Here is a 13,093-nt window from a genome sequence, read left to right as displayed (position 1 = left end):
CTTTCACGGCGTGGCAAGGCGCGCTTCAAGCAGCAGCGCGTCAAGTTCGAACGAACCATCGTCCGCGACCGCGTAGTACTGCCGCACTTCGTCTGGAGCGCTGGCCCACAGCGAGCGAATGGCCACCACGCGCGGCTCGGGCGTGCGCATGCGCGCCACCCAGGCCGCGAATTCAAGCGGCAAGCGCCAGCGCTGCCGCACATTCGCCACCATCCCGGCTGCGGCAAAGAACGCGAGCCATTCGTTCGCCCGGTAGTTGCGAATGTGTGAGCCATCGCGCAACAGTTCGACCGCTTGCAGATGCGTGTCGAAGAGTGGCTCGTCATGGCCCGCGATATCGACGAACAACACCCGTCCGCCGGGCTTCAGCACGCGCCGCACTTCAGCAAGCGCGGCACCCACGTCGCGCCAGTGATGCGCACTCATCCGGCTGATCACCCAGTCAAACGAAGCGGCGGCAAACGGCAACTGCTCCGCCGCGCCCTGCTGCGTGCGAATGTTGTCGCAACCCCGCTCGCGCGCGGCGGCCGCCACCGTGGCCAGCATCGGCGGCGCGATGTCATACGCGACCACCGAGGCGGCGTGCGGCGCAACGGCAAAACTGGCGTGCCCCGCGCCACAGCCCATGTCGAGCACCACAGCATCGGGGGTCGTGGCGATCGCCTCAGCCAGCGTGCGCAGGTCCGCACCCGTGGCGTGCACCGGGCTGGCAAGGTAAGCGGCAGCGGTCGCGCCAAAAGCTTCGGCAACCTGATCGTGATGTTTCATGGGAACTCCTGTTTTCAGTTTTGTCGTTGACCTTGTGTCATGAGCCCGCGGCTCGCTGCATCGCTGCATCGCTGGGCCATCGAGCCGCTGCCGCTACAATAGGCCGCCCTCAATACCGGTACAAGACAAGCAATTATTCTGGTATCGACACTACCTGTCGCCGCTCATGACTTCAGCCTCGCCCCCTCCCGATCTCGTCTCCCACGGTTCAGCCAGCGCGCTGGGCGACTTCATCCGCGCCCACCGCGAGCGGCTGACGCCTCAGGCGGCAGGCTTGCCGCCCGGCCCACGGCGGCGCACGCCGGGCCTGCGCCGTGAGGAAGTCGCGCAGCTGTGCGGGGTCAGCCCGACCTGGTACACGTGGATTGAACAGGGCCGCCCGGTGTCGGCCTCCGCCGATGCCCTCGCGCGCATCGCCGTGGCATTACAGTTGTCGCGCGCCGAGCGTGCCTATTTATTCGAACTCGCCGCGCAACGCGACCCCGCCGAGCCGGACCCCGAAGCAGCCGATGCCCCCGCCGCGCTACTCGAAACCGTCGAGCTCGTTGCCGCGCCCGCCTACGTGCTCGATCGTCAATGGAATGCGCTGGCATGGAATGCCCGTGCCGCCGAGCTGTTCACCGGCTGGCTCGATGGCGCGCACGAGCGCAACTTGCTGCGTTTCACCTTCGCCGAAGCCGCCGCGCAAACGCTGATTGTCGACTGGGAGACACGAGCGCGCCGCCTGGTCGCGGAGTTTCGCGCCGACAGCATCCGTCATCTGAACGATGCCCCCACACGCAATCTGATCGACACGCTGAGCGCCACAAGCGAAGCCTTTGCGCGCTTCTGGGCCTCGCAAGACGTGGGCGAGCGCGAAGGCGGCCGGCGCGAATTCAACCATCCAGACCAGGGCCGGCTGGTGTATGACCAGATCACGTTCAAGCCCGCCCAGCGCGAAGATCTCAAGCTGGTCGTGCTGGTACGCCGCTAGCGCACAAGACGCCAGCGGCTTGGGCGCAATGGTAAAATCGGCGGTTTTTCCGGCTGTCTTTCGGCTTTACGGCTGCTGGCTTTCCGGCTGCAATGCCGGCCCTGTTCTTTTTCACCGCGCGCGGATCAGGATCACATTTCTCGCACGCGCCACGCTCTTCACGCTCACGGCACACCATCATGACGTCCCAATTGCATAAAAAAGGCGAGGCCTGGTCGGCCCGTTTCTCCGAACCCATGTCGGATCTCGTCAAACGCTATACGTCGTCGGTGTTTTTCGACAAACGTCTCGGCCTCGTGGATATCGAAGGCTCGCTCGCGCATGCCGCCATGCTGGCCGCGCAAAAGATCATCAGCGCCGACGATCTCGCCGCTATCCAGCAAGGCATGGCGCAGATTCGCGGCGAAATCGAACGAGGCGAATTCGACTGGCAACTCGATCTGGAAGATGTGCACCTGAATATCGAAGCCCGTCTGACCGCGCTGATCGGCGATGCGGGCAAACGCCTGCATACCGGCCGCTCGCGTAACGATCAGGTGGCCACCGATATCCGCCTGTGGCTGCGCGGTGAAATCGACCGCATCGACTCGCTGCTGAAGGCGCTGCGCGCCGCGCTGATCGACCTCGCGCAACAGCACGCCGCGACCATCATGCCGGGCTTCACGCATTTGCAGGTGGCGCAGCCGGTGACCTTCGGTCACCACTTGCTGGCTTATGTCGAGATGTTCGCGCGCGACACCGAACGCATGCGCGACTGCCGCAAGCGGGTGAACCGCCTGCCGCTGGGCGCGGCGGCGCTCGCCGGAACCAGCTATCCGATTGACCGCGCCGCTGTCGCGCGCACGCTGGGTTTTGACGGCCTGTGCGCAAACTCGCTCGATGCCGTCTCGGACCGTGATTTCGCCATTGAATTCACGGCGGCGGCGGCCCTCGTGATGACCCACGTGTCGCGCCTCGCCGAAGAGCTCGTGCTGTGGATGAGCCCGCGCGTCGGCTTCATAGATCTGGCGGACCGTTTTTGCACGGGTTCGTCGATCATGCCGCAAAAGAAAAACCCCGACGTGCCCGAGCTGGCACGTGGCAAGACCGGACGCGTCAATGGCCATCTGATGGCGTTGCTGACGCTGATGAAGGGGCAGCCGCTGGCCTACAACAAAGACAACCAGGAAGACAAGGAACCGCTCTTCGACACGGTCGATACGGTCGTGGACACGCTGCGCATTTTCGCCGAGATGGTCGCGGGCATCACCGTCAAGCCCGAGGCGATGCGTGCCGCCGCCTTGCAGGGGTTTTCGACAGCGACCGATCTGGCGGATTATCTGGTCAAGCGCGGGCTGGCGTTCCGCGATGCTCACGAAGCTGTGGCACGCGCCGTGCGGGTATGCGAGGCCCGTCAATGCGACCTGGCGGAGCTGACGCTCGAAGAAATGCGCGCGGAGTTACCCGGCGTCGCGCACCTGATTGGCGCGGAGGTGTTCGAATATCTGACGCTTGAGGGCTCGGTAGCGAGCCGCAATCATCCGGGCGGTACTGCGCCCGCGCAAGTGCTGGCAGCCGCCAAGGCCGCACGCGAAGCGTTGTGATGGCGACATCCGTGACCAAGCCGCTTTAAAGCGGCTTGAAGGGCCGGACGGCCATGATGTATCGGCGCGGCCTGCCTGCAATACAGGTAGCCCCGCAGGTAGACCCGCAGACAGACCCGCATGCACACCGGCACTCACACCCGGCCTTTCGTTACCTCTTCGGGCTTGAGATCGACAATCGCGTCGAGCGCGGCCCTCACTTCCATGGCGTATTGGGCAAGGCGTTTTTGTTCATCGGTTTCGGGCACGAATGACGGTACCGGTACGGGCTGTCCATTCTCATTCACCGCCACCATCACCACCAGACAATCGGTGGTTTGCAAAAGTTCTCCGCCTTTCGGGTCACCGGCATGCACGGATACATGAATATGCATGCTGGTGCGTCCCGTGTTGACAATCCGCGCGCGCAATTCGACAAGATTGCCCACCAGAACCGGGCGGCGAAAACGGATATTGCCCACGCTCACCGTGACGCAATAGCGTCCGGACCAGACAGCGGAACAGGCGTAAGCGGTCTCGTCAATCCACTTCATGAGCGCTCCGCCGTGTACCTTGCCGCCAAAGTTGACGGAACTCGGCTCGGCGAGAAAGCGGAAGACGGTCTCGGAGCGGTCCATCGCGGCAATCTCAGGAAGATTCATTTTGACTCCGGCTCCAGCCAGCAAATAGGCCACAACGGCCGATTATATGGGCGCAGCCTGGGCGCCACACGCGACGCACTACGGAAGATTCCCGGCTTATTTGTGCCAGGTCACACCTTCGTCAATCGTGCCGTACAGCGTGATGCCGCTAGCGCCGGTTGAGCGCACCGAACTCGAAGTGCCTGTCCCACCTTGCACACAGGCACTACACAGCCAGGCCACCAACGCCAGCGCGAAAACTGTACAAACTGATTTCATCTTCAGGCTTCCTGAAACACATTGATGAATGAGGCTCGCGGCGGCGCCCTATCAGAGCACCACGAGAGCACCACGAGAGCGCCATCAGACCGCTATCAGACCGCCATCGGCGCGCTGAGCGGCGGATGATGCTGGTAGCCTTCTAGCGAAAAATCCGCTGGTTCGATTTTTTCCAGCCACTCTGGCTCATAGACCCCAGTGCGCGCGTAATCGGGCACCCGCTCGGCGATCACGCAGCGCGGGCTCTCATAAGGCTCGCGCGTCAGTTGCTGCTGCAGCATGTCGAGCTGGTTCTCGTAGATGTGCGCATCACCAATGAAATAAGTGAACCAGCGTGGCGTATAGCCCGTCAAGCGCCCCACCAGTTGCAGCAGCGCCGCGCCTTCGGTCAGGTTGAAGGGCGTGCCAAGGCCGACATCGTTGCTGCGAATATAAAGGCATAACGAAATTTCGCGGCGCGCGACATTCGGCAAGAACTGATACAGCAAATGACATGCGGGCAAGGCGATCTGATCGAGCACGGCCGGGTTCCATGCATGAAACAGAATGCGCCGGTCAGCCGGGTTCTTCATGATGGTGTCGAGGCATTGCCGCAGTTGATCGATGGCCTTGTACAGCAGCACCTTGGGCTGGCCGTTCTCCTCGAACCGGGTGACCTGCTGAAAGCCACGCGCCATGGCATCCGCGAGCTGGGCGTGGGCATCGGCGGCGAGCACCTTGTAAGCCGGCCATTGACGCCATTGCACCCCGTACACGTCACCCAGATCATCGGGCCCGCTGCGATAAGGATTCGCCAGCCACTGTGGATTGTCATTGGCATTGGCATCCCAAACCTTGCAACCGAGCGCGCGAAACTCCGCCGCACTGCGCGATGCGCGCAAAAACCCCACGAGCTCGCCCACCGCTGATTTAAATGCGAGTTTTTTCGTCGTCACCGCCGGAAAACCCTGCTGCAGATCGAAGCGCAGCATCGCCCCAGGCAAGCTGATGGTGCGAATGCCTGTGCGGTTCTCCTGCCATGTGCCGGTTTCGAGAATCGTGCGAACGAGGTCAAGGTACTGTTTCATGCGGATCCCTTCGGCCAGGCGCACAGCGCCAGTGGCGATTGAACAACAATCCGCGATTCTAGCAAGCGTGGCCTGCGGTCGCGCGAAAGCCCCTGATGGCATCCCTCTCACGGCAAGCACCGGCGCGAAACATCGCATCAGGTAGAATCGCCGCGCTCCCATTCATTCTTCTTCTGATGACGACCACGCTGACCCTGATCGTCGCTCGCGCCCGCAATGGCGTGATCGGCCGTGACAACCAGTTGCCCTGGCGGCTTCCCGAAGACCTCGCGTTCTTCAAGCGCACAACGATGGGCGCGCCGATCATCATGGGCCGCAAAACGCATGAATCCATCGGCCGCGCGCTACCAGGACGGCGCAATATTGTCGTCACGCGCGATGCCGCGCGACGCTTTCCCAACTGCGATGTCGCCACCAGCCTTGCCGAAGCGCTCACGCTTGCTGCCCAGGATCAGGCGCCGGAAGCCTTTCTGATCGGCGGCGCGCAACTGTACGCCGAAGGCATGCGCTACGCTGACAAGCTGATCATCACCGAGATCTCGGCCGATTTCGAAGGCGATGCGACTTTCCCCGCCCCAGATCCTGTCCACTGGAAAGAAGCCGCTCACGAAACGCATCGGGCGCACGCACCCAACGATTTCGATTACGCCTTCGTCACTTACGAACGGCAAACACCTGGCGAGCACCCTGGCGGCTATTAGCGGCTATTCAATACTCAGCCACATCAGCCGCTTCAGTCGCAACGCTCACCTCGCGCCCATAAAAAAAGCCACGGAATACAAGCTATACGCTTCCGTGGCGGGTTCACTTTGTTACTTTGCCGCGCGCTCAAGTGCGCGCGGCAAACCGCGCCTGCCCCACCTTACTGCCCCGCGATCGTCATCTGTTCGATCAGCACCGAGCCCGTTTGCTTCGTGCCACGCACCAGCGTATCCGCACCGATCGCCACGATATGTCCGAACATCTCCTGCAGCGTGCTGGCCACGGTGATTTCCTCGACCGGATACTGGATCTTGCCGTTCTCGACCCAGAAGCCCGATGCGCCACGCGAATAATCGCCGGTCACGTAATTGACGCCCTGCCCCATGAGCTCCGTCAGCAACAAGCCCGTGCCAAGCTTTTTCAGCATCGCGGCAAAATCGTCTTCCGCGCGTGTCAGGGAACTCACGAACGACAGGTTATGCGAGCCGCCCGCGTTACCCGTGGTCGGCATGCCCAGCTTGCGGGCCGAATACGTCGACAGAAAATAGCCTTCCACCACACCGTCTTTCACAACCGAGCGCCGCTGCGTGCACACGCCTTCTTCATCGAAAGGCGCGCTGCCCATGGCGCGCGGCACATGCGGGTCCTCGACCACTTGCACATGCGGAGCGAACACCGGTTTGCCCAGGCTGTCGACCAGGAACGAAGTCTTGCGATAGAGCGCACCACCGCTCACTGCCTGCACGAAAGCGCCCAGCAGGCCAGCAGCCAGCGGCGCCTCGAACAGCACAGGCACCTTGCGCGTATCGAGCCCACGCGCGCCCAGCCGGGCCAGCGCACGCTCTGCGGCATAGCGGCCCACGGCTTCGGGTGCCGCCAGCTCGGCCGCGCTGCGTTTGGAGGTGTACCAGTCATCGCGCTGCATGTTGCGCCCCGCTCCCGCGATCGGCGCACACGCGATGTAATGCCGCGAATACGGATAACCCGCGAGAAAACCGCGCGAGGTCGCCAGCACAAATTGCGAATGCTGCGCCGACACGCTCGCGCCTTCCGAATTGCGGATACGGGGATCAGTAGCGAACGCCGCGTCTTCAGCGCGGCGGGCAATATCGGCCGCTTCGTCAGCGTCCAGGTTCCATGGCTGGTACAGATCGAGATCGCGCGGCGCAGTTTCGAGCAGTTCGCTTTCAGCCAGCCCGGCACAGTCATCCTCGGCGGTAAAGCGGGCGATGTTGTAGGCCGCCGCGACCGTGTCCCTGAGCGCCGCGGGCGAAAAATCAGAAGTGCTCGCATTGCCGCGCTTGTTGCCGATGAAAACGGTGACGCCCACCATCTTGTCGCGGTTGTGTTCGATTGTTTCAACCTCAGCGCGCCGGACGGAAACCGACAGACCATCGCCTTCGGAAATTTCGGTCGCGGCATCCGTCGCGCCCAGCGACTTCGCGTGGCGCAGGATGTCCGAAGCAATTTCCTTCAGTTCATCTTGCGTATGCGGGAAAAACCGTTGTTTGACGTCCTTGTGTGCAGCCATTGTCGTGCCGTCCTGTCCTGTATTGCCTTTGGATTCGAAAGCCGAAGCCCGCCTGGTGTGGACCTGGTGTGGGCCTGGTATGTGCCTGATATGCGCGCCGGTTCTTCACGACGCCGCGTTACGTCCCGCGATCATAGCAAGGTCCACGTAGGGGCATCCATGATTTGACGATGCAGGCGCGATGAGCCCTGAAGTGCGGACCACGCGATTAGCGCGGTTACAATGCCGCCCATGACACGCAAAACCCGCATCCAGCCCATGGAAACCGCTGTCGTCAACGAAGAAGACGATAACGGTTACGACCGTCCCAGCAAATCGCAGTTAAAGCGCGACATGCATGCCCTTCAAGCGCTCGGCGAAGCGCTGATCGCGCTGCCCAAAGACGCATTGAAACGCATGCCGATGCCAGAAAAACTCGACGATGCCGTGCGCGAAGCACGACGCATCACCGATCACGAAGGCCGGCGCCGCCAGGTTCAGTATGTCGGCCGCGTCATGCGCACACTGCTCGATGACGAAACCGCCGCGTTGCGGCTCGCGCTCGATACGCAGCGCGGCGTCAACAAGGCGGAAACAGCCCGGCTGCACTGGATCGAGCGCACGCGCGACAAACTGCTGGCCGACGACACCGCCCTCACCGATTTCATTCGCCAGCATCCTGGCGTGGATCCGCAGGAAGGCCGCATGCTAATCCGCAATACGCGCCGGGAAACCCTGCAAGGCAAGCCCCCACGTTATTACCGCGAGCTGTTCCAGTGGATCAAGCATGCGGATGATCACGACGCCCATGCCTCTGATGACAACAACCCCGAGGACGCGCATGACGACACCGACACCCAGCCCGACACCCAGCCTTAGGCATCCCGATGAAATCGTCATTGGCCTGGTCTCGGTCAGCGACCGTGCCAGTAAGGGGGTCTATGACGATCAGGGCATTCCGGCGCTGATCTCATGGCTGGATAGCGCGCTCGCCTCGCCGTGGCGGGCGGAAACCCGGTTGATAGAGGACGATGCGGCGGTTATTTCAGCCACGCTAATCGAACTCGTCGATACGGCGGGTTGCGACCTCGTGCTGACAACCGGCGGCACCGGCCCGGCCCGGCGCGATGTCACACCGGAGGCAACGCTCGCGGTGGGGACGAAAGAGATGCCGGGATTCGGCGAGCAGATGCGGCAGATCAGCCTGAATTTCGTGCCAACCGCTATCTTGTCGCGTCAGGTCGCGGTGATCCGCGAGACACCGGGGCACGCCGCACTGATTATCAACTTGCCCGGACAGCCGAAAGCGATCCGCGAAACGCTCGAAGGACTGCGCGAGGCAAGTGGCGCACTACAGGTGCCCGGCATTTTCCCGGCGGTACCTTACTGCATCGACCTGATCGGCGGCCCTTATGTCACCACGCATGCGGCGGTTGTCACGGCATTCCGGCCTAAAAGCGCGCAACGGGCATCCTCCTGAGCCTCATCCGCGGCACGGCTCATGGCACATAAGCCGTGCCGCGTGTCAGACGCGGCGCTTACGCACTGCCCGCTGCGGCATCCGGAGAAACCCGCGCCGCTGGGAGCAAAAAATGCTCGCGGTAGTATTTCAGTTCATCAATGGATTCGTGAATATCGGCCAGCGCGGTATGCATCGCGCGCTTCTGGAAGCCCTTGTAAATACCAGGCTGCCAGCGGCGGCAAAGCTCTTTCAAGGTGCTCACGTCGAGATTGCGATAGTGAAAAAAGCGCTCCAGCTCCGGCATCCAGCGCGCCATGAAACGGCGATCCTGACAAATCGAATTGCCGCACATGGGAGATTTGCCAGGCGGCACATACTCCCCGAGAAACTCGCGGATGCATTCGATCGCGTCGGCCTCGCTCACCATTGAAGCCTGCACCCGCGCGATCAGACCTGAGCGGCCATGGGTGTTCTGGTTCCACTGGTCCATTCTGGCGAGCGTCTCGGCGCTTTGGTGGATAGCGAGCACGGGACCTTCAACAAGGCGGTCCAGCGCCGAGTTCGTGACGACCACGGCAATTTCGATGATGCGGTCGTGATCGGGATCAAGCCCTGTCATTTCCATATCGAGCCAGACAAGATTCATCTCGCTGCGCACGAGCGGTAACGAGGTCGGAGTTACAGAAGTTTCAGTCATGAGAAGACAAGCCCTGGATGTGGTCCGGCATGGAGGCCCCGCCAGGCTGCGCGATACCGGTGAAATAAAAATGCAATGCGGAAATGATGCGGCTAGTACCAATTAATGCCTATTAATGCCAATTGGCGCACATCCACAATACCCATACACCCGCTGCCGCGCCGGTCGGTGCGCCGGTCGGTGCGCTGGTCAGTACATACGCGCCACATGAACCGGCTGCCGCACCAGGCAACAAGAACAAACCTATAATTCTCGCATAGTTACCATGGATCTCTGGATGCCTACCCTGTACTTCACCGTTCTGTTCACCGCCGCCGTTCTGGCCATGACACTCGTCAAACTTTGGCTCGCCACGCGGCAAATCCGCTTTGTCGCGGCGCATCGCGCCGAAGTGCCGGCCCAGTTCAGCAATGCCATCCCCTTGAGCGCCCACCAGCGCGCCGCCGATTACACCATCGCCCGCACCCGGCTGGCGATGGTTGAGATCATTGTGAGCTCGGCGGTACTGATTGGCCTGACACTACTCGGTGGCATCCAGACACTCGATCTGGCCTTCAGCGACTGGCTGGGCCGCGACTACGCCGGACAAATCGCACTGGTCGCCGCCGTCATCGCGCTGCTCAGCGTCATCGATCTGCCCTTCGAGTATTACCGTCAGTTTGTCATCGAAGCGCGCTTCGGTTTTAACCGGATGAGTCGTGGCATTTTCTGCGCCGATCGCGTGAAAGGCCTGATGCTAGGCGTGGCACTCGGACTGCCGCTGCTGTTCGCGGTGCTCTGGCTCATGAATCAGGCAGGCAGCCTGTGGTGGCTATGGACATGGGTGGTCTGGGTCGCGTTCCAGATGCTCGTGCTGGTGCTCTACCCCACACTCATCGCGCCACTCTTCAACAAGTTCGAACCCCTCCAGGACGACGCGCTGAAAAGCCGTATCGAAGCGCTCATGCAGCGCTGCGGTTTTGCCGCCAAGGGGCTCTTTGTCATGGATGGCAGCCGCCGCTCGGCGCACGGCAATGCGTATTTCACGGGCTTTGGCGCCGCGCGGCGCATTGTCTTTTTCGATACCCTGCTCGCCCGCCTAAACGGCTCCGAGATCGAAGCCGTTTTAGCCCATGAACTCGGGCACTTCAAACGGCGCCACGTCATCAAGCGGATGGCTGTCACGTTCGCACTCAGTCTGGTTCTGCTCGCGCTGCTCGGCTGGCTGTCGCAGTGCGTGTGGTTCTACGAAGGGCTCGGCGTGCGGCCCTCGTTGATCGGCGGCAACAACGGTCTCGCGCTTGTATTGTTTTTTCTTGTTGCGCCGGTTTTTCTGTTTTTCGTCACGCCGCTTGGCAGCCTCAGTTCGCGCAAGCATGAATTCGAAGCCGATGCGTTCGCCGCCACCCAAACCGATACCCAGGACCTCGTGAACGCACTCGTCAAACTCTACGAAGACAATGCCTCGACCCTCACGCCTGACCCGCTCTATACCGCGTTCTATTATTCGCATCCGCCTGCGGCACAGCGGATCGAGCGTCTGCAACGGCCCCTCGCATGAGCGCCCACTTGCACGGACGGGTGATTGCGGCACATGGCCGGCACTATCTGGTCGCACCGGAAGACGGCAGTGCCATGCTGCAATGCTTTCCGCGCGGCAAACGCAGCGAAGTCGCCGTGGGAGACCAGGTCACGTACGAACTCGCCTCAGCCAACCAGGGCGTGATTGTCGCTATCGGCGAGCGCCGCAACCTGCTCTATCGTTCCGACCAATATAAATCGAAGCTCTTCGCCGCGAACCTCGACCAGTTGCTGATCGTGCTGGCCACCGAGCCGCATTTCAGCGAAGACCTGCTTGGGCGCGCCCTGGTTGCAGCCGAAGCCAATGAACTCAAACCCCTGATCGTCCTGAACAAAACCGATGTCGAGGCCGAGCTGGCCCGCGCCCGAACACGCCTCGCGCGTTATTCGGCGCTGGGCTATACCGTGCTGGAACTCTCCATCAAAACGCAGCCTGAGCAGGCGCGCGCGGCTTTGGCCCAACATCTGCATGGGCAGGCCACGTTACTGCTCGGACAATCGGGCATGGGCAAATCAACGCTCGTGAACCTGATCATCCCCGATGCCGAAGTCGCCACACGTGAAATTTCCACCGCGTTAAATAGTGGCCGCCACACCACCACGTTCACCCGGCTGTACCCGCTGGAACAAGGCGGCGCGCTCATCGATTCGCCCGGCTTTCAGGAGTTCGGCCTGCATCATCTGACAGAGGGACGGCTGGAGCGCGCGTTTCCGGAGTTTCGTCCGCTTCTCGCACACTGCCGCTTCTATAACTGCCATCACTTGCATGAGCCTGGCTGCGCGATTCTGGAAGCCGTCGCGCAAGGGAAAATCACGCGCGAGCGGCATGCGCTCTACGCGCAACTGGTGCATGAGACCAGCCAGATTGTTCGTTAAGGAAGATTGAAGCGTTTATGCAAAGGCTCAGGCAAGCCACACCGCGATGGTCAGCATCAGCAGCAAGAGCATCCACAGAATGACCGCGCGCCACACCAGCCCCACAGCCGACTGCAACGTGCGTGGCGTGCAGTCGTCACCCACCTGAACCAAACCGCTATCACCGGCGGATAACGCGTCGAGACTCGATGGCTCGGCCAGCGGACCACTGAGCCGTGCGCCCAGCGCGCCGCTGCCGGCGGCAAGCAATACGCCATCGTTTGCATCTGGCCACTGGTGGGCATGATTGCGCCAGGCGTAAATCGCGTCTTCGAAATTGCCCACGATTGCAAAACCCAATGCGGTCAAGCGCGCAGGAACCCAGTCGATCACAAAAAAAGCGCGCTGCGCAAAACTGGAAAAGGCCTCGGTACGCTCAGCGCCCGGCTGGGACCACTGCCGCGAAAGATATTCGGCGATCCGGTACAGCACCGCGCCGGCTGGACCAAACGGCACGATAAACCAGAAAAACACGCCAAATACATGCCGGTGCGAAGCCACCACGGCATGAATCAGGGTCAACCGCACGATTTCGCTAACAGGCATATCCACGGTATCGAGCCCAGTCCACTCATGCAGAATTTCGCGCGCACGGGGCATATCGTCGTTATTGAGCGCGAGATGAATGTCGGTGAAATAGTGGCTGAACTGGCGGAAACCAAGCGTGAAATAAACCACGGCGATATTCCAGAGAAAGGCGAGCGCGAAGTTGATGTGATGCAGCGCGTAATAAACCAGTGCGACAGCGAAGGTCCAGGGCACGACGACGACGAGCCAGGCCAGCACGCCATGCTTTTGCTTGCCCGCGTCGAACCCTTGCGCAGCCCATTGAGCGTGATATTGCAGCAGTGCGGACACCAGATTGCCTGGCGACAACGCACGCATCTGTTCGAGGATGAGAGCCAGCAATACGGAGAAGAAAGTCATGCGATGCGCCGTGTGATTCGGGGTTAGACG

General features: G+C 61.6%; 14 protein-coding genes. 7 read left to right on the top strand and 7 right to left on the bottom strand.

Features of this window, described 5'->3' with window-relative positions:
- Positions 1 to 3 precede the first annotated feature (3 nt).
- The gene (locus GH657_RS05205) at positions 4 to 768 is read right to left on the bottom strand and encodes a class I SAM-dependent methyltransferase (protein WP_153099736.1); all 765 of its coding nucleotides are present in this window, start codon (positions 766 to 768) and stop codon (positions 4 to 6) included.
- A gap of 166 nt (positions 769 to 934) precedes the next feature.
- Here GH657_RS05205 and GH657_RS05200 point away from each other — a divergent pair, with 166 nt between their 5' ends.
- Both GH657_RS05200 and argH read left to right on the top strand, forming a co-directional pair.
- A complete protein-coding gene (locus GH657_RS05200) occupies positions 935 to 1,741 on the top strand; it encodes a helix-turn-helix transcriptional regulator (RefSeq protein WP_153099735.1) in 807 nt (268 codons plus the stop codon).
- 179 nt (positions 1,742 to 1,920) lie between these two features.
- Entirely contained in the window at positions 1,921 to 3,324 is a 1,404-nt protein-coding gene (argH, locus tag GH657_RS05195; RefSeq protein WP_153099734.1) for an argininosuccinate lyase, read from the top strand.
- Positions 3,325 to 3,458: 134 nt separating this feature from the next.
- Here the strand turns inward: argH and GH657_RS05190 are convergent, their stop codons facing one another.
- The 3 genes from GH657_RS05190 to GH657_RS05185 all read right to left on the bottom strand — a co-directional run bounded on the left by GH657_RS05190 (position 3,459) and on the right by GH657_RS05185 (position 5,290).
- Entirely contained in the window at positions 3,459 to 3,965 is a 507-nt protein-coding gene (locus tag GH657_RS05190) for an acyl-CoA thioesterase (protein WP_153099733.1), read from the bottom strand.
- 96 nt (positions 3,966 to 4,061) lie between these two features.
- Positions 4,062 to 4,223, bottom strand: coding sequence for a hypothetical protein (locus tag GH657_RS17975; RefSeq protein ID WP_174769878.1), 162 nt, complete (start codon positions 4,221 to 4,223; stop codon positions 4,062 to 4,064).
- A gap of 95 nt (positions 4,224 to 4,318) precedes the next feature.
- Positions 4,319 to 5,290, bottom strand: a complete 972-nt coding sequence (locus tag GH657_RS05185; RefSeq protein ID WP_153099732.1) for a thymidylate synthase — start codon at positions 5,288 to 5,290, stop codon at positions 4,319 to 4,321.
- A 176-nt stretch (positions 5,291 to 5,466) separates the two neighbouring features.
- On the opposite strand from GH657_RS05185, the gene GH657_RS05180 reads away from it, so the two are divergent.
- Entirely contained in the window at positions 5,467 to 5,991 is a 525-nt protein-coding gene (locus tag GH657_RS05180; protein ID WP_153099731.1) for a dihydrofolate reductase, read from the top strand.
- A 161-nt stretch (positions 5,992 to 6,152) separates the two neighbouring features.
- Here the strand turns inward: GH657_RS05180 and pmbA are convergent, their stop codons facing one another.
- Positions 6,153 to 7,523: a metalloprotease PmbA gene (gene pmbA, locus GH657_RS05175; RefSeq protein ID WP_153099730.1), complete on the bottom strand. Its 1,371-nt coding sequence runs from the start codon at positions 7,521 to 7,523 to the stop codon at positions 6,153 to 6,155.
- Positions 7,524 to 7,754: 231 nt separating this feature from the next.
- Here pmbA and yjgA point away from each other — a divergent pair, with 231 nt between their 5' ends.
- Positions 7,755 to 8,381, top strand: a complete 627-nt coding sequence (gene yjgA, locus GH657_RS05170) for a ribosome biogenesis factor YjgA (RefSeq protein WP_281349359.1) — start codon at positions 7,755 to 7,757, stop codon at positions 8,379 to 8,381.
- Positions 8,320 to 8,982, top strand: a complete 663-nt coding sequence (mog, locus tag GH657_RS05165) for a molybdopterin adenylyltransferase (RefSeq protein WP_425495750.1) — start codon at positions 8,320 to 8,322, stop codon at positions 8,980 to 8,982. Before yjgA ends, mog begins: the two co-directional genes overlap by 62 nt.
- Positions 8,983 to 9,040: 58 nt before the next feature.
- Here mog and orn read toward each other — a convergent pair whose 3' ends face one another.
- Positions 9,041 to 9,661: an oligoribonuclease gene (gene orn, locus GH657_RS05160; protein WP_153099727.1), complete on the bottom strand. Its 621-nt coding sequence runs from the start codon at positions 9,659 to 9,661 to the stop codon at positions 9,041 to 9,043.
- Between the two features lie 277 nt (positions 9,662 to 9,938).
- Between orn and GH657_RS05155 the strand changes: the two genes are divergently transcribed.
- Both GH657_RS05155 and rsgA read left to right on the top strand, forming a co-directional pair.
- Positions 9,939 to 11,201, top strand: coding sequence for a M48 family metallopeptidase (locus GH657_RS05155; RefSeq protein WP_153099726.1), 1,263 nt, complete (start codon positions 9,939 to 9,941; stop codon positions 11,199 to 11,201).
- On the top strand, positions 11,198 to 12,097 hold the full coding sequence (gene rsgA, locus GH657_RS05150; RefSeq protein ID WP_153099725.1) for a ribosome small subunit-dependent GTPase A: 900 nt from the start codon (positions 11,198 to 11,200) through the stop codon (positions 12,095 to 12,097). Before GH657_RS05155 ends, rsgA begins: the two co-directional genes overlap by 4 nt.
- A 27-nt stretch (positions 12,098 to 12,124) precedes the next feature.
- Here rsgA and GH657_RS05145 read toward each other — a convergent pair whose 3' ends face one another.
- The gene (locus GH657_RS05145; RefSeq protein ID WP_153099724.1) at positions 12,125 to 13,063 is read right to left on the bottom strand and encodes a CobD/CbiB family protein; all 939 of its coding nucleotides are present in this window, start codon (positions 13,061 to 13,063) and stop codon (positions 12,125 to 12,127) included.
- Positions 13,064 to 13,093 lie beyond the last annotated feature (30 nt).

Origin of the sequence: Paraburkholderia hayleyella (assembly GCF_009455685.1) — a bacterium.
Lineage (GTDB): Bacteria > Pseudomonadota > Gammaproteobacteria > Burkholderiales > Burkholderiaceae > Paraburkholderia > Paraburkholderia hayleyella.
Note: the sequence above shows the minus strand (reverse complement) of the source record. Positions and strands in the feature narration are given on the sequence as shown.